14 protein-coding genes are annotated in these 17,175 nt (G+C 39.8%); 10 read left to right on the top strand and 4 right to left on the bottom strand.

Annotated elements, in window-relative coordinates:
* The first annotated feature begins 14 nt into the window (after positions 1-14).
* The 7 genes from HMPREF0766_RS19725 (at position 15) to HMPREF0766_RS19695 (ending at position 8,241) form a co-directional block, all read left to right on the top strand.
* Positions 15-374 carry a winged helix-turn-helix transcriptional regulator gene (locus HMPREF0766_RS19725; protein WP_003001373.1) on the top strand — a complete coding sequence of 120 codons (360 nt, stop codon included), beginning with the start codon at positions 15-17 and terminating at the stop codon, positions 372-374.
* A 305-nt stretch (positions 375-679) separates the two neighbouring features.
* Positions 680-1,774, top strand: a complete 1,095-nt coding sequence (locus HMPREF0766_RS19720; protein ID WP_236590461.1) for a porin — start codon at positions 680-682, stop codon at positions 1,772-1,774.
* Between the two features lie 24 nt (positions 1,775-1,798).
* Positions 1,799-3,229: an anion permease gene (locus HMPREF0766_RS19715; protein ID WP_003001370.1), complete on the top strand. Its 1,431-nt coding sequence runs from the start codon at positions 1,799-1,801 to the stop codon at positions 3,227-3,229.
* A 12-nt stretch (positions 3,230-3,241) separates the two neighbouring features.
* The gene (locus tag HMPREF0766_RS19710) at positions 3,242-3,898 is read left to right on the top strand and encodes a succinate dehydrogenase cytochrome b subunit (RefSeq protein ID WP_003001368.1); all 657 of its coding nucleotides are present in this window, start codon (positions 3,242-3,244) and stop codon (positions 3,896-3,898) included.
* A gap of 19 nt (positions 3,899-3,917) precedes the next feature.
* On the top strand, positions 3,918-5,834 hold the full coding sequence (locus HMPREF0766_RS19705; protein WP_003001367.1) for a fumarate reductase/succinate dehydrogenase flavoprotein subunit: 1,917 nt from the start codon (positions 3,918-3,920) through the stop codon (positions 5,832-5,834).
* A gap of 18 nt (positions 5,835-5,852) precedes the next feature.
* Positions 5,853-6,599 (top strand): succinate dehydrogenase/fumarate reductase iron-sulfur subunit, encoded by a 747-nt coding sequence (locus HMPREF0766_RS19700; protein WP_003001366.1) that lies wholly within the window; start codon positions 5,853-5,855, stop codon positions 6,597-6,599.
* Between the two features lie 244 nt (positions 6,600-6,843).
* Positions 6,844-8,241, top strand: a complete 1,398-nt coding sequence (locus HMPREF0766_RS19695; RefSeq protein WP_037460950.1) for a LuxR C-terminal-related transcriptional regulator — start codon at positions 6,844-6,846, stop codon at positions 8,239-8,241.
* 571 nt (positions 8,242-8,812) lie between these two features.
* Here the strand turns inward: HMPREF0766_RS19695 and murI are convergent.
* Both murI and HMPREF0766_RS19685 read right to left on the bottom strand, forming a co-directional pair.
* Entirely contained in the window at positions 8,813-9,640 is an 828-nt protein-coding gene (gene murI, locus HMPREF0766_RS19690) for a glutamate racemase (protein WP_003001364.1), read from the bottom strand.
* 54 nt (positions 9,641-9,694) lie between these two features.
* On the bottom strand, positions 9,695-11,113 hold the full coding sequence (locus tag HMPREF0766_RS19685) for a glycoside hydrolase family 125 protein (protein ID WP_003001363.1): 1,419 nt from the start codon (positions 11,111-11,113) through the stop codon (positions 9,695-9,697).
* A 188-nt stretch (positions 11,114-11,301) separates the two neighbouring features.
* Between HMPREF0766_RS19685 and HMPREF0766_RS19680 the strand changes: the two genes are divergently transcribed.
* Together HMPREF0766_RS19680 and aroQ are read left to right on the top strand one after the other, a co-directional pair.
* On the top strand, positions 11,302-12,942 hold the full coding sequence (locus HMPREF0766_RS19680) for a hypothetical protein (protein ID WP_003001362.1): 1,641 nt from the start codon (positions 11,302-11,304) through the stop codon (positions 12,940-12,942).
* Between the two features lie 33 nt (positions 12,943-12,975).
* Entirely contained in the window at positions 12,976-13,392 is a 417-nt protein-coding gene (aroQ, locus tag HMPREF0766_RS19675; protein ID WP_003001361.1) for a type II 3-dehydroquinate dehydratase, read from the top strand.
* A 64-nt stretch (positions 13,393-13,456) separates the two neighbouring features.
* Here the strand turns inward: aroQ and HMPREF0766_RS19670 are convergent, their stop codons facing one another.
* Complete coding sequence (locus HMPREF0766_RS19670; protein WP_003001360.1) at positions 13,457-14,662, bottom strand: multidrug effflux MFS transporter; 1,206 nt, start codon at positions 14,660-14,662, stop codon at positions 13,457-13,459.
* Between the two features lie 49 nt (positions 14,663-14,711).
* Entirely contained in the window at positions 14,712-15,542 is an 831-nt protein-coding gene (lgt, locus tag HMPREF0766_RS19665) for a prolipoprotein diacylglyceryl transferase (RefSeq protein ID WP_003001359.1), read from the bottom strand.
* Positions 15,543-16,025: 483 nt separating this feature from the next.
* On the opposite strand from lgt, the gene HMPREF0766_RS19660 reads away from it, so the two are divergent.
* Positions 16,026-17,144 (top strand): M42 family metallopeptidase, encoded by a 1,119-nt coding sequence (locus tag HMPREF0766_RS19660; protein WP_003001358.1) that lies wholly within the window; start codon positions 16,026-16,028, stop codon positions 17,142-17,144.
* Positions 17,145-17,175: the final 31 nt, after the last annotated feature.

The following is a 17,175-nucleotide window of genomic DNA, read 5'->3' as shown; positions in this document are numbered from 1 at the left end:
AAAGTCACTTTTTTATGAAAACAAAGGAATCAACGATTATAGAGAAAATTTGTCCCTTAGAATTTGCTGTTAATGCCATCAGCGGTAAATGGAAAATTCCTATTGTATGGCAGATCAATGAGGGCAAAAAAAGACCAAGTGAGTTTTTGCGTGGTATCGGAAAAGTTGACCGACGGGTTTTGAACCAACAATTGAAAGAAATGGAGCAAGCCGGAATACTGACAAAGGAACAGTTTGCTGAGTTACCTCCCCGTGTAGAATATTCTCTTACACCCATAGGAGAAAAATTAGTAGAAGCATTATGGTTGCTGAATGACTGGGGAAAAGTATTGCTTGATAGAGAAAAACCAACTTCAGAGACTGATAACCATTAATTTAATACCCAATTAAGAAGTATTTTTTTCAAATTACCTTTTAGGGCTATGCTGTACACCGGACTTCTCCGTTTGTATAAAATCTGTAATTCCCCCTCTTTACTTATAGCCTTATTTTAATATTTTCTTATTAAGATTGTTTGTGAATTGTAAATAAATTGAAACAATTCCATTTTGTATTTGTAATTTATATACCAAATACCAATTAACATAACTACCGAACCATGAAGAAACATTTATTTTTTCATATGAAAATACATGCCTTATGTCCTTTCTTCTTGATTTTAATAATTCATGTATTTCCTGTGAATAAGGTATATGCTCAGGTACCTGACAGTACATGGGGAAAGGATTTTGAAAATTACCCCAAATTTCAGTTTAAAGGATTATTTCAGGCAAGGTTCACCACGAGTCTGAATAAAGATGTGGATGTAGGAGGTTTACATCATGCAGATCATTCAGGCACAGACAACACATTTGCATTGAAATATATGCGTGCTCAGGTACAGGCTAAGATCAGTAAGCGCACTGAAGTAGTCGCTTTGGTAAATCTGGCTGATTTTAAATCTGATCCAAAGACTAAAGTATTGGAAAACGCCTATCTCAAATATACATTTAGTCCCAAAATAGCGTTGACGGTAGGGCAATTCAGACCCTGGTTCGGAATAGAAGAAACTTATCCTGTAGATATTATCAAATCCTTAGACTGGTCCAATCAGTATTTTGAATTTGGTAAAAATGGCTGGACAAGTTTTCAGCTGGGGGCTTCGGTAGGCGGGACGTTACATTTCGGAACGATGCCTTTCCAGTATGCGTTGTCCGTTGTCAACGGTAATGGTAAAAATCAGATTTCTGATAATAACAACGGGAAGCAATACCTGTCCAGAATGGTATTCGGCTTGTCCCGCAAATATGGGGTTAATCTGGGTGTAAACGGTGGAGTAGGTGATGCTTTCCATAAGACTGTATATGCCCTCGGGGCCGATATAACCAGTAACATAGCCCTTTCTCCGCGCTGGTTCCTCGATATGCAGGTAGAGGCCAAACAGGCTGTCAATCACAATCTGTACTTTGCATTAGGTGAGGATGTCCGTTCTCCTGATATCAATGATTATCAGATGCGGGGTATATATTTTCTGCCAAATCTGCGGTATGAGATCAAGCATAAGAATCTGAGTGCAATAGAAGTTTCCTGTCGTTATGAATATCTGGACGTCAACTTCAAAAAGGATAAAAATCCGAGAGAAACCATTACGCCTATGTTCGGTCTGGAATTTCTTAAAAATTACGGAGCAAGGATTCAGGTTGGTATGCAGATAGACCGCTATAAGCATCAGATCGAAAATACCACTACATACAACGGAAACCTGTTTATTCTACAGGTACAAAGCAGACTTTAAAAAAACTAAACTATACGAGATCATATGAAGGAGATTAACATTAAGAATGTATGTATTACATTTATTGTGGCGATCATTATCTGGTTTATACCTATACCCAAAGGTGTCACACCGGAAGCATGGCATTTGTTTGCCATTTTCGCTGCCACTATTCTGGGAATTATTCTCAAAGCAGCTCCGATGGGTACCATGTGTATGATGGCCATTGGTTTTACGGCATTGACGCAAGTACTTGCACCCGGTAATGCGAGTGCATCTATTGTTAAATCACTCAGCGGCTTTGGAGACAAAGTAATCTGGTTGATCGGAATTTCATTTTTTATTGCCCGGGGTTTTATTAAGACAGGTCTTGGTAATCGTATTGCCTTTCTGTTTATCAAAGTATTCGGAAAGAGTTCTTTGGGACTGGCCTATGGGTTAGGACTGGCAGATGTCTGTCTTGCTCCTGCGATCCCCAGTAATACTGCCAGAGGAGGAGGAATCATCTATCCGATTATGAAATCTATGGCGATTAGTTTTGGTTCAATGCCTGACGATCCGAAAACTCACCGCAAGCTTGGGGCTTTTCTCACGCTGAACAGCTATTACATGAATCTCATCGCTTCCTCTATGTTTCTGACGGGAACAGCGAGCAATCCGATGTGTCAGAAATTTGCTGCAAACCTGGGTATCGATATCACGTGGATGTCCTGGGCTATTGCCGGATTTGTGCCGGGAGCAGTTGCTTTTTTTATTGTTCCTTTGGTTCTGTACAAATTATTTCCGCCGGAACTTAAAAAAACCGGAGATGCACCCAAAATGGCATCTGAGAAACTGAAGGAGATGGGGCCTGTTAAGAAAAATGAATGGCTGATGCTATTGGCGTTCTTTATCCTTTTGTTTCTTTGGATTTTTGGAGGTTCACTGTCTATTGATGCTACAACAACAGCCTTTATCGGTCTGACCCTGCTACTATTGACCTCTGTACTGACCTGGGAAGATGTCAAATCCGAAAAGGGAGCCTGGGATACCATAGTATGGTTTGCGGTATTGGTCATGATGGCAAGCTCTTTAAATGAGCTGGGTTTTATAGGTTGGTTCAGTGATCTGATTAAAGTACAGATAGGTGGCCTCAATTGGCTGGTTGCGTTCCCGGTGATCATATTGGTTTATTTTTTCAGTCATTATATTTTTGCCAGCGCAACAGCACATGTGGCTGCTATGTATGCGGCACTATTGGGAGTTGGGGTATCATTGGGTATTCCTCCGATGCTTCTGGCCATGATGCTGGGGTTTATGGGATCTATATATGGTGTACTGACGCATTACGGACATGGTCCTGCTCCGGTATTTTTCGGAAGCGGATATGTCGAACTCAAAGCCTGGTGGCTGAGAGGTTTGGAGATCGGGATTGTACTCCTGATCATATATATGGCCGTAGGCGGATTATGGATGAAAGTAATAGGTTATTATTAAAAATAAAAAGATATGCTGTCTACATTGTCCAAAAAAATAGTCATGTGCCTTACCGGATTGTTTCTGTGCTTTTTTCTGATCATTCACTTTCTTGGCAACCTGCAGTTGTTTCTGCCTGCGGAGCAGGCAAGGGAGCAGTTTAACTGGTATTCTCATTTCCTGTCTGGCAATGCTTTGATCAAAATTGTGTCTTATGTGTTGTATGCGAGTATACTGCTGCACATGCTGGATGCACTGGTTATCACTATTCGTAATCGCAAATCCGGAGGATCATACCGTCAGGATAAACGGGGAAGAGCGAGTAAATGGTATAGCCGCAATATGGGCATTCTGGGAACCATTATCTTGATTTTCTTAGTGATTCACTTCCAGAATTTTTGGTATGTGTACAAATTCGGAACACTTCCGCTTGATGGCAACGGACACAAAGATCTCTATCTTCTGGTGGTGACGACTTTCAAGGAATGGTGGTACGTATTGATATATGTTTTAGCTATGATTGCGCTATGCTATCATCTGATTCATGGTGTATATAGTTCTATACGTACGCTCGGATTATTCCATCCGAAGTATATCAAATGGTTAAAAATTGCCGGTATTGCTTATTCTGTGATTATATGTGCAGGATTTGCACTGATGCCCGTATATGTTTATTTCACAATAGATTAATCTTTAACACTTATTAGGGATGAATTTAGATGCTAAAATACCTCAGGGTCCCTTAGAGGACAAATGGGAAAATTATAAAAAGACAGCCAAACTGGTGAATCCGGCCAACCGGAAGAAACTGGATGTCATTGTGATCGGTACCGGACTTGCCGGAAGTTCTATAGCCGCCTCACTGGGCGAGATGGGATATAATGTCAAATCATTCTGTTTTCAGGATAGTCCGAGAAGAGCTCATTCCGTTGCTGCACAAGGAGGCGTCAATGCCGCCAAAAATTATAAAAATGACGGAGACAGTGTATACCGGATGTTTGTGGATACACTCAAAGGTGGAGATTTCAGAGCCCGGGAGGCTAATGTATACCGTATGGCCGAATGTTCACTCCATCTGATCGATCAGGCAGTAGCTCAGGGTGTACCATTCGGAAGAGAATATGGCGGTTATCTTAATAACCGGTCATTTGGTGGGGTACAGGTAAGCCGTACCTTTTATGCAAGAGGACAGACCGGTCAGCAGTTGCTGTTAGGTGCTTATCAGGCGCTGATGCGACAAGTGGGCAAAAAGACAGTACAATTGTTTTCCAGACATGAAATGTTAGATCTGGTTGTGGCAGATGGAAAGGCCAGGGGAGTCATTGTACGGAATCTGGATACCGGTGTTTTAGAACGCCATGCAGCTCATGCTGTTATTCTGGCTACTGGCGGATATGGTAAAATTTATTATCTGTCAACTCTCGCGATGGGCTGCAACGGTTCAGCGATATGGCGTGCACACAAAAGAGGTGCATTGATGGCCAGTCCGAGCTGGACACAGATCCATCCTACATCGTTACCTCAATCCGGAGATTACCAGTCCAAACTGACACTTATGTCGGAGTCTCTCCGCAATGACGGCCGTATCTGGGTACCTACTGATACGGAAGAACGACGTGCTGCCAATGATATTCCGGAAGAGGAAAGAGATTATTATCTGGAAAGACGCTATCCTGCATTCGGCAACCTGGCACCTCGTGATATTTCTTCACGTGCAGCCAAAGAACGTATTGATGCCGGATACGGTATAGGTCCGCTCAAGAATGCCGTGTATCTGGATTTTGCAAAAGCAATCCAAGAGCAGGGGGTGGAAAAGATCAAAGAGAAATATGGAAATCTATTTGATATGTACCGTAAAATCACCGGATATGATGCATATAAAGAACCTATGATGATATCCCCTTCGGCACACTTTTCTATGGGGGGACTGTGGGTGGATTATGAATTGATGACCACTATTCCCGGTTTGTTTGCGTTGGGAGAAGCAAATTTCGCAGACCATGGTGCCAATCGTCTGGGGGCAAATTCATTACTGCAAGCCTCTGTTGATGGCTATTTTATTGCACCTTATACCATAGCAAATTATCTTTCGGGCGATATACATACAGGTAAAATATCAACTGACTTACCGGAATTTTCAGAGGCTGAAGAACGGGTGCAAGCTCTTTTAAACCGTCTGATTGGTAGCAAAGGAGATAGAACCGTGGATTATTACCACAAAACCTTAGGTAAAATTTTGTACGACTATTGTGGTCTGGCAAGGAACGAATCGGGACTGAATTTTGCAATAGCCGAAATCCGGAAATTACGCAAAGAATTTTATGAACGGGTACATGTGCCCGGAAGTCTGACTATGATGAATACCGAATTGGAAAAAGCCGGAAGAGTAGCTGATTATCTGGAGATAGGAGAGCTTATGTGCTATGATGCCTTGACAAGGAATGAATCCTGCGGAGCGCATTTCAGAGAAGAATATCAGACTCCTGAAGGAGAAGCCCAACGTAATGATGAAGAGTATCAGTATATATCGGCCTGGGGCTGGAATGGAGAAGATGCTGCTCCGATCCTGAATAAAGAACCATTGAAATTTGAAGTCTTACAGCCTACAGTGAGGAGCTATAAATAACCTATTAATAATCGAAACATGAAATTACATTTGAAAATATGGCGTCAGGAAGATCGTAATTCCAAAGGGAAACTGGTCGATTATGAATTGGAAAATCTTAATCCTCATATGTCTTTTCTGGAAATGCTGGATACCTTAAATGAAAAATTAATTGTAGAAAATGATCAACCAGTGGAGTTTGACCACGATTGCAGGGAAGGAATCTGCGGACAATGTGGTATGATGATCAATGGTATCGCACATGGTCCGCTGGAAAATACCACTACATGCCAACTGCATTTAAGAACATTCAAAGACGGGGAGACTGTTTTTATAGAGCCTTTCCGGTCGCATGCTTTTCCTGTTAAAAAGGATCTGAAAGTAGACCGATCGGCATTTGACCGTATCATCTCTTCAGGCGGGTTTGTATCTGTCAATACAGGTCAGGCTCCTGATGCGCATGCTATTCCAGTAACACATCAGTCTACAGAGGCTGCTTTCGATGCTGCCGCCTGCATAGGTTGCGGAGCTTGTGTCGCTACATGTAAAAATGGAAGCGCAGCTTTATTTACTTCTGCCAAAATTGCGCATATGGCCTTACTGCCGCAGGGAAGGGAAGAACGAAACGAAAGGGTTATTAATATGGTTCAGCAGATGGATCAGGAGTTTTTTGGTCATTGTTCCAATACGGAAGCATGTGAGGTCGAATGTCCGCAGGGTATATCGGTGATCAATATTGCACGAATGAATTACGAATATAACAGAGCTTTATTTTACAAGAAATAGTACCTGTCTTGATATACCAAAATATATTGTCAAAACAACAATAAAAGCAGACCTAAGATCTGCTTTTATTGTTGTTAAAAGAAAACCTGAATCTTTGACAGAAGCATAAAAGATAGGGCTAAATTGTTTAAAAAAATACTAAATTTAAGCCTTTAACCCTAAATGTTAATAATCTACCTAATCTTACATGAAAGATATGTATCTTTTTAGTTGCCGCTTTCCATATTGCATTATTATAATTTCTATGGTATTGTCTCTTTTAATGGTGCATACTCAATTGAATGCATCTGTTCTGGAAACTGAAGCACCGCCATCTGTCATTCAGGAAATACAGTCTTTAAAGTTTGGATCTGTCCTCAATCGGGACAAAACACAATATGCAGATGGAGCGGATGGTCAATCCTGGTGGATCAAAGGTGTCTTGACCGGAGAACAGCTTCATAAAGAGCTCATACTCCAGATTCCTTCGCCACATTTCAGAGATGCCTCTTTATATGTGTATTCACACGGAAAATTAGTTCTCCTAACAGATAGCGATCATGCAGCTAAAGCAGAGTCTTTTGCCAGATATAATCAATTTCATTTCATGACAGACCAGCCTGTGTATTATATTAAGAGTAACAGTACCATGTACAAGGGTATTCATGTTGTTGTCAAAGAAGAGAGTGCTTTTTTCCGTCATGAGGCTACCCAGTTATTTGGAATTGGTTTGTATTACGGACTCGCAGTTATGTCTGTCATCTTTAATTTCGTATTCTACCTTATTTTCAAAGACAGACGATTTATTACTTACTGTTTGTTTCAACTGATCGTATTCGCAGAGTTTTTCTATGAAGACGGTATGTTTTATTTTCTCTCGGAAGGTAAACTCATATTGGAGCATTTTGTAGTCTATTCCGTTCCGTTCTCCTCTTCTTTGGCCTGTTTATTTGCCTATTATTTTCTGGATCTTCGGAATAATTTTAGAAACTATTGGAAAGTGGTTATTCCGCTTATGACTTTGTCTTTTGTCGGATTGATACTTTTTATCATTTTTGAATGGAAAGGCTTCATAAGCGTAGTCAATATATCGAGTTTTGCTGCGACATTATTTGCAATAGCTTTAGCAATCAAGCAATTCCGTAAAGATGTATATGCACGGTTTCTGGTTCTTACGTTTGGTGTAATACTGCTTGTCGGAATCGGATTTGTATTGAATACAAATTTTAATCAATCCTGGCTGTCTGTTTTCAATATGGATACATTGAGACTGGTAAGTGCTTTTGAAATTATTAGTATCAGTTTTGCCATTGTTTTTAAGGCCCGTGCTTTACAGGAAGAAAATGAACGCTGCCGGAATGAGATCAATAGCTACCTCAATCAGTTGAATGAGCTGAAGGATAATCTTCCTGTCGCTAAAGAAACAGTTGTACTGAAAGAAAATACCATCGTATTCTTAAAGGAAAACTATCAGCTTACGGAACGAGAGATGGATGTGCTGATGGGATTATGGGAAGGCTTATCCAATCAGGAGCTTGGTGAAAAATTATTTATTTCTTTAAATACGGTCAAGTATCATGTGAGTAATCTCTATATCAAACTGGATATAAAAAGCCGCACGCAGGCACTCAAATTTAAAGAGAAAATAGGTGGTCTGACCTGATATCCGATTTTATGAATTTTTCCATATAAAATAGAAGTCAACAGTACCTACCCAGGGGGACAATTTGTGTTATTTTATTAAAATTCTGATTTTCAATATTTTATAAATTATATTATTTTCAATCCTATACTTTCGGGTGGGGATAAAATGGATTCGTCGTTGTACTTTTACATCGTATTTAACCAACATCTTAAAATGGGAGATAACTTATTAACCATCCATTTATTCTTTAATGTGCAGTCTTGGGGAAGGGCCGGCCGCAATTAGTTTTCCGGACGGTTATGTACATTTTTTGTAATTGGTTAATAAAATCTCAAAAGGGAATAAATTCAGTTACCACAGCAAATTGAATTATTCCCTTTTCCTTAAGATTGGTGAGCAACGAAAATGGCAGGATAATATTCAACCTGTGTGACAGTAAATAATGTAGAAGCAGAAAGAAGATTGGACAAATCAGATTTTCTTATGATACATTTTTAAAGCGCAAATTATTAACCCAAATAAATCATCACTTCTTGTGGTATCTTTTTAAGGTGGATCTTGCTGATCCACCTTAAATTATGTTTAAAAGTCAGACTTTTATAGTACTGGCTTTTACGGGGTGTCCGAAAAATATTTCAGCTTTCTCTTCAAATCCTGAAGCATCATCTGTGGTGAAAAATTGTAATGTAGAACCTTTCGAACAACTTTGCTCTACTTCAGGATGTCTTTCCAGATAATTTTTCAGGCTATGTGCTACAATAGGACCCTGCGAGATAATCTGAATATGAGGAGGAACGAATTGCTTGATTACTGGAAGTAACAAAGGGTAGTGCGTGCATGCCAATACTATGGTGTCTATTTCCGAAGATTGCGAAAGAAGCTCGTGAATATCTTTTTCTACAAAATAACGGGCACCTTCTGTATCTATTTCATTGTTTTCTACCAAGGGTACCCAAAAAGGGCAATCATGCTGAAAAACCTCAATCTCCGGGTAGAATTTGTTGATTTCAATTTTGTAGGATTCTGATTTTACCGTGCCGGTAGTAGCCAGTATACCAATCTTATTTGTAATTGTATATTTCTTGATTATTTCGGTAGTTGGCCTGATAACACCTAGTACCTTCTTTCCGGGAGGAAGGTCATGCTGCTGTATAGATCGTAAGGCTTTTGCAGATGCGGTATTGCAGGCCAGAATAACCAGATCGCAGCCCAGATCAAATAATTTGAAAACGCACTCTTTCGTAAATTGATAGACGGTTTCAAAAGAACGGTTGCCATAAGGAATACGGGCATTATCACCCAGGTATATATAGTCGTATTCAGGAAGTTCCTTTTTGATTTCTTTAAATACAGACAACCCTCCGTAACCGGAGTCGAATACACCTATTGGACTGTTATGAAATACAGTATTGGACATAAAAAACGCTATTGAGAATATTCCCAATAGCGTTTTACCTTAAGAATATTCTGTTTACTTAAGCAAAGATGGCTTTTCTTTGTAAGTTTTCCATAGTAATTCTCCAAATAATGTATTTGCCCATGCAAACCAGTGACGGGTGAATTTCGTAGGATCATCTTTATGGAAGGATTCGTGCATAAATCCGGTACCTCCATGGGTATGAATCAACGTCTGAATACAGTTGCGGATCTCTTCATCATTCGTAGAAGTGAAGGCTCGCATGATGATCGACATTGGCCAGATCATATCACGACCAATGTGAGGACCTCCGATACCTTCAGCTTTTGTTCCTTTAAAGAAGAACGGATTGTCTGAAGAAAGGATATATTTACGTGTACGTTGGTATACTTCATCATTGACATCTACAGCACCAAGATATGGTAAAGCCAATAAACTTGGTACGTTAGCATCATCCATCATAAGATGACTGCCGAAACCGTCTACCTCAAAAGCGTACACACGGCCAAACTGCGGGTGATCGATAATGCCATATTTCTGAATAGCTTGTTCTACTTCATTGGCAAGACCCTCCATTTTGGAAGCGAGATCCGCGTTTTTGTTTACAGCACGTAAGATTTCGGCGGATTGTCTCAAACTGACTACAGCAAACAGGTTAGAAGGAATCAGGAAGGAGAAGATAGTCGCATCATCCGATGGACGGAAACTGGAACAGATCAGTCCTACAGGTTTTACAGGATAACCTAATCCATCTACTTGTAAGGTATCTGTACCGCGAGCTGTTGTACGTTCGAATTTGTATGGTCCTACACTTTCTTTACGTTGCTGCTCTACAAATGTTTTGTAAATGTTTTGTTGTGCTTTTACCCATTCCTCATCAAATGGAGTTGCATCATTTGTTGCCTTCCAGTATGCGTATGACAGACGGATAGGATAACAAAGAGAATCTATTTCCCATTTGCGCTCATGGATACCCGGTTTCATATCCGTATGGTCACTGAACCATTCTCCTTTTTTAGCAGGATCGTTGTAGAACGCATTTGCATAAGGATCAATGATGATACACTTGCTCTGCTTGCGGACTAATCCCATTATAAGATTCTGAAGATTCTTATCTTGCTTCATAAAAGGCAGGTATGGCCATACCTGCGCACTGCTGTCACGAAGCCACATCGCATCGATATCTCCTGTGATAACATAGGTAAGTGGTTTATTTCCATCTTTTTCAGGATAAACAGTTGTGTCCAATGTATTTGGAAAACAATTGTTAAACATCCATGCCATCTCTTTATTTGAAACTCCTTTCTGGAATTCGCTAATCACATCTTCAATGACTTTACTGGAAAAATGTCTTTTATCTTTTGCGATACGTACTACCGGAAATGAATTTTGCATCCCGGCGAATGAAAGTTTACTGGCCATCATTCCGGACGTCAGAAGGGCGGCATTTTGAATGAAAGTTCTTCGTTTCATTATGGTGGAGTTATAAATTAGTTTCTGTAATAATTTGCAATATAATAAAAATATATTTCTTTTTAAACGCGGCAAATACGTTTTAGCTTTATCAAAACTGACATTGACAGAAATCGAGTCAATAATATTTAGTTAATTTGCAGTTAGGAATGGATTTTGCTTGTAAAATCCGTTGAAACTTGATATATATGAAATTCACTTTACTCAGACCCTGGCTGCGTTGGACATTTGCCGTATTGCCTTTATTACTTGTATCTCATACTGCATTAGCACAGGTCAGAAATCAGACATATTCTTATCAGTATTATCAGAAATTCAACGAACTCGTGTATTCTCCCGATACCCGGGAATTTACATCTTCCAAACCCTTTATATTTAAGGATCAGCTATTATCTAAATATGACTCATTACAAAATGTAGGACATGTCGATTCGGATAATATCTTTATGCGTAAGATATTTAATGAACATCTGGTACAGGTAGAAAAAGAAGATCATACTTTTTACCTTGATTTTATGCCGGATTTTCAGATTGGTAAAGATCTGATGGGAGACAAACGCAGCACCTGGATGAATACACGCGGTATTCAGGCTGGTCTGACAATAGGAGACAAGTTTACATTCTATGCCAATGCTTTTGAGAATCAGGCACGGTTTCCGGAGTATCTGGATAATTATATGACGCAAAATATGCTAATTCCTGGACAGGGAGTTACCAAATTACAATCTAATAATGTCAAAGACTGGATGTATGCAACTGCAAGTGCAACTTATGATGTAAACCCTTACTTACAGGTCACACTGGCATACGACAAAAACTTTATCGGAGACGGTTACCGTTCTTTATTACTTTCAGATTTTTCATCCAACTATTCCCATCTTAAGCTAAGAGGTAAAATCGGGAACGTGCAATATACTTCGATATGGGCTTATATGACAGACCCCAAAAATCCGCGAGTGGATTCACTCAATTCGGGAGGAAGATTCGGGGATGGAATCAAGTGGGGTGCATTTCAGTATTTAGATTATAATGCGACAAATAAGTTGTCAGTAGGTTTTTTTCAGGCTGTGATCTGGGCTAATCAGAATGAAGCCGGTAAAAGAGGATTTGATTTTAACTACATTAACCCAATCATCTTTCTGCGTGCTGTAGAATCAAATAATTATTCTTCGCCTGATAAAATGTTTCTGGGATTGAATGCCAAGTATAAGGTCCTGCGCAATGCAACCGTATATGGTCAGTTCTTACTGGGAGAATTTACAGCAAGCGAATTTTTCAAAGGAAATGGCTATGCGCACAACAAGTGGGGAGTACAGCTCGGAGCACGTGGATTTGACCTGTTTGGTGTAAAAAGCCTTAATTTTCTGGGAGAATTTAATACCGTACGTCCATATACTTATCAGCACTTTACTTCTATATCTAACTATAGTAACCATGGTGAACCTCTGGCGCATCCCTCGGGAGCTAATTTCAGAGAATTGATCGGAATGCTGAATTATTCTTGGAAACGATTTGATTTTTCAGGTCAGCTGATCTATAACAGATACGGTACAGATCCTAATCCGGATATCAATATGGGGGGTGATATCTTTCAATCTTATGAGACGCTCCCGAATATGTACGGAAATTATATCGGACAAGGTGTCAAGAATAATCTGTACTATGGAGATCTGAGAGCTGCCTATGTGTTAAATCCGAAGTATAACCTGAGGTTTGAAGTGGGGTATACCCAACGCTACCGCCAGATCGAAAATCTTCCGACGCAAAAATCAGGTGTTATTTCAGTAGGATTGCGGTCTTCGTTCCGCAATTTTTATGGAGATTTCTAAGAATAACCTATCTTTACGGAATAGCATAAGCACATGAAAAAAATATTAATAATCAACGGTCCGAATCTTAATCTCTTAGGTGTGAGAGAAAAGAGTATTTACGGAGATCAGGATTTTAAGTCATATTTTGAAACATTGAAACAGCGGTTTCCGGAACTGGACCTGAACTATTTTCAGAGCAATTCAGAAGGAGCCATTATTGACAAAATTCATGAGGTAGGTTTTGATATCGATGGAATTGTGTTAAATGCGGGTGCATATACGCATACTTCTGTTGCTATAGGGGATGCTATTGCGGCAGTAAAGACTGCGGTTATAGAGGTACATATTTCCAATGTATATGCACGTGAAGAATTTCGCCATAAATCATATCTGGCGAAGAACTGTAAAGGCGTAATTTGTGGTTTTGGATTGGACGGCTATCGCTTAGCTATAGAAGGACTGATCTAAAGCATAACATAATCATATAATGAAAACGGGCTGTTCTGATTATCAGAACAGCCCGTTTTTTGTATTATATAGTAGCAGGTTTTAGTAATTTCGGCAGATATAAGTATATAATAAGCCCTAAAAACGAGCATGCAGACATGACGATCACCATTGGCAACGCGGTGTTGTTGTGCAGTATACTCACCGCTCCGGAAGCCAGTGCTCCAATGCCCATCTGAAAGCAACCCAATAAGGCAGAAGCACTTCCGGCAAGTTCTTTGAATGGTGCTAAGGCCAGGGCAGAAGTATTTGGGAAAATAAATCCCTGAGCCAGCAGAATCAGAAAAATAAATCCGACCATAGTAGGAAGGGTGATCCACCCCCCTAAAGTCACAACAATAAATAATGCAGACATACTCACCTGTAGACGTGATGCAAATCTGGAAATATCGCTACTTGACCATCTGTTGAGTGCAATCCTGTTGATCTGGGTAGCCAGTATAAGTGCAGAGGCGATTATTGCGAATACAATTCCATATTCTGATTCTGTAAGTCCGTATAGTTCCTGCATGACGAATGGCGAGCCGGCCAGGTAGGCGTATAGTGCGGATGCAGTAAGTGCGCTGACGAGACAAAAGCTCAAAAATTGCGGGTTTTTACAAACCGTCCAAAAGTTAATTGTGACCTGTTTCGGTGCTAAAGAAAAATTTTTATTTCCGGCAAATGATTCCGGTAACAGGAAAATAACGCTGATCAGAATAAGGACAGCCATGACCGTCAGAATGGTAAAGATCATATGCCACTCAAAGTGCGACATGACGAATGCCCCGACACTCGGTGCCAGAATAGGAGAGATACCCACGATAAGCATCAGCATACTGAATATCTTTGCGGACTCCTGCGGTCCAAAATAATCTCTCACCATTGCCCGTGAAGCGACCATACCCGAGCAGCTGCCCAAGGCCTGTATAAAGCGGAAAACAATCAACTGTTCAATATTAGTGGAGAATATACACATTATGGAAGCGAAAATATACAGACTGATTCCTACGATCAGTGGTTTTTTGCGTCCGAATTTGTCAAGAAGAGGTCCGTAAACAAGCTGACCGATAGCTATCCCGATAAAAAAAGAAGAAAGAGATAGTTGTACACGATCTACAGAAGTACCAAAATCCGTTGCTATGGTTTTGAAAGCCGGCAGATACATATCAATAGAGAAGGGACCGATAGCCGATAGCAGGCCCAGAATAAAAATAATAGTACTTCGTTTGAATTTACTGAAATTGTGCATATATATTAAAATGAAAAAGCCCTTTTTAAGCAAAAAAGGGCTTTTATGATTATTTGGATTGACCTTCTTTCGGTTTTCGGAAGATCAGATAAAAACCCGCAAGAATAAATGGAATACTCAGGATCTGTCCCATATTAAATAACATGTTCTTTTCAAAATCTTCCTGATCTATTTTGAAGTATTCCAGAACAAATCGCGCACCGAATAATAACACCAGAAATATTCCGAACAAATATCCAGGCTTAAGAATGCTCTTTTTATTGTAGAGGTACCACATCACAATAAAAATAATCACATAAGCCAATGCCTCATACAATTGTCCGGGATGACGGGGAATATTATCAATATTTTTGAATACTACAGCCCAAGGAAGATCTGTAGGAGGACCGATCATTTCAGAGTTGAAGAAGTTACCTAATCTGACAAAAGCTCCTGCTATCGGTACGACAATCACAAGACGATCTGCTACCCACATAAAATTGATCTTTGTTTTTCTGGCAAAGAGATAGATCGAGGTCAGTATACCGACAGCAGCACCATGGCTGGCTAAACCTGCAAAACCTGTCATTTGGAAATTGCCATTTGCATCCCAACGGAAAGGAAGGAAAATCTCCATGATATGATCTTTGTAGTAATCAAACTCATAAAACAGACAATGTCCCAAGCGGGCACCGATTAATGTTCCTAAGAAAATATAGATACTTAACTGATCCAGCTGCTCCTGTGTTTTGCCTTCTCTTTTGAAGATCTTCAGCATCAGAACATACGATATTGCAAATGCCGCCAGCCAACAGAGTGCATAATAGCGTAATCCAAAAGAGCCGATCTTAAATATTTCGGGATGAATATCCCAGTAGATTATATTGAAAAGATTTTCCATTTGTTATGAACTATTTTGATGCTGTAAAGATAGTATTTCTCCACCTTTTTAAAAGGCTTTGTCCAAATGTTTTAAGCCTGGTGAAAGCCCTGGTGGAATAAGTACAATCTTATTCTGCTATAGTATGGTTATTCTGTGTAAGTTAGAATATACTTCAAATCCGCAGGTAATATTTTTAATACACCTTCAGCATTAAAAAACAGGATACTCAGGGATCACTGAATTAATTAAGATAATTATATTCTTTCTGCAAAGAATTAGGGAAAAGAATTCTTTATTGTGTTTTTTTGATTATTTTACATTCGTATCCCTCCATGGGAGGAATACTGTGCTCCCAGGGCAGAAGGTGTAGATTATAATCCTTGTTTTTGGACGTGAATTAAACGGAATAGAGGTATCCGGTCCGAAAACTTAAAATTATCTTTTTTAACTTTGTCCTGAGCTTACTATGTAAGCAATCGTATCTGAAATCATTAATTGAATATGGCTAAGAAAAGTGAAAAAACAGAAAAAAAACACATTCCGATAGTGACAAAAGAGTCGCTCTCTTTTTTTGAAAAATACATAAATAACCCTTCACCAACAGGTTTTGAGTGGGAGGGGCAACGCATGTGGCTGGATTATCTGAAGCCGTATGTAGATACAACTTATATTGATAATTATGGTACAGCTGTAGGAATTATCAATCCGGATGCGCCTTATAAAGTAGTTATAGAAGCACATGCAGATGAAATTTCCTGGTTTGTAAATTACATTACGAAAGATGGTTTGATCTATGTTATCCGCAACGGAGGTTCAGATCATCAGATTGCACCTTCCAAACGTGTAAATATCCATACAGATAAAGGAACCGTAAAAGCTGTATTCGGATGGCCGGCTATTCATACCCGTTCAGGCGAAAAAGAAGAAGCACCTACTCTTAAAAATATTTTTCTGGATTGTGGCTGTACAAGCAAAGAAGAAGTAGAGGCGCTGGGCATTCATGTAGGTTCAGTAGTTACTTATGAGGATGAATTTATGATCCTCAATGACCGGTACTATGTAGGACGTGCACTGGACAACCGTGCCGGCGGATTCATGATCACCGAGGTAGCGCGTTTGCTGAAGGAAAATAAGAAAAAACTGCCTTTTGGTCTTTATATCGTTAACTCTGTACAGGAGGAAATTGGTCTTCGCGGGGCAGAAATGATCGCCGATTATATCAAACCTCATGTTGCTATTGTGACCGATGTAACCCACGATACACAAACACCGATGATCAATAAGATTACCCAGGGAGATCTGGCTTGTGGTAGCGGACCTGTATTGTCCTATGCACCTGCAGTGCAGATCAACCTGAATAAACTGCTAGTCAGGGTTGCGGAGCAGAATCAGATTCCATTCCAGAGACAGGCTTCATCCCGTTATACAGGTACGGATACGGATGCCTTTGCGTACTCTAATGGTGGTGTACCTTCGGCATTGATCTCTTTACCGCTTCGCTACATGCATACTACAGTAGAGATGATTCATAAAGAAGATGTAGATAATGTGATCAGACTGATTTATGAAACTGTACTGGCGATAGAAGAGGGACAGGATTTCAGAACATTCAAAAGTTAATAATAAGACTATATTATAAAAACCCTAAATA

The organism is Sphingobacterium spiritivorum ATCC 33861 (assembly GCF_000143765.1).
Classification (GTDB): domain Bacteria; phylum Bacteroidota; class Bacteroidia; order Sphingobacteriales; family Sphingobacteriaceae; genus Sphingobacterium; species Sphingobacterium spiritivorum.
Note: the sequence above shows the minus strand (reverse complement) of the source record. Positions and strands in the feature narration are given on the sequence as shown.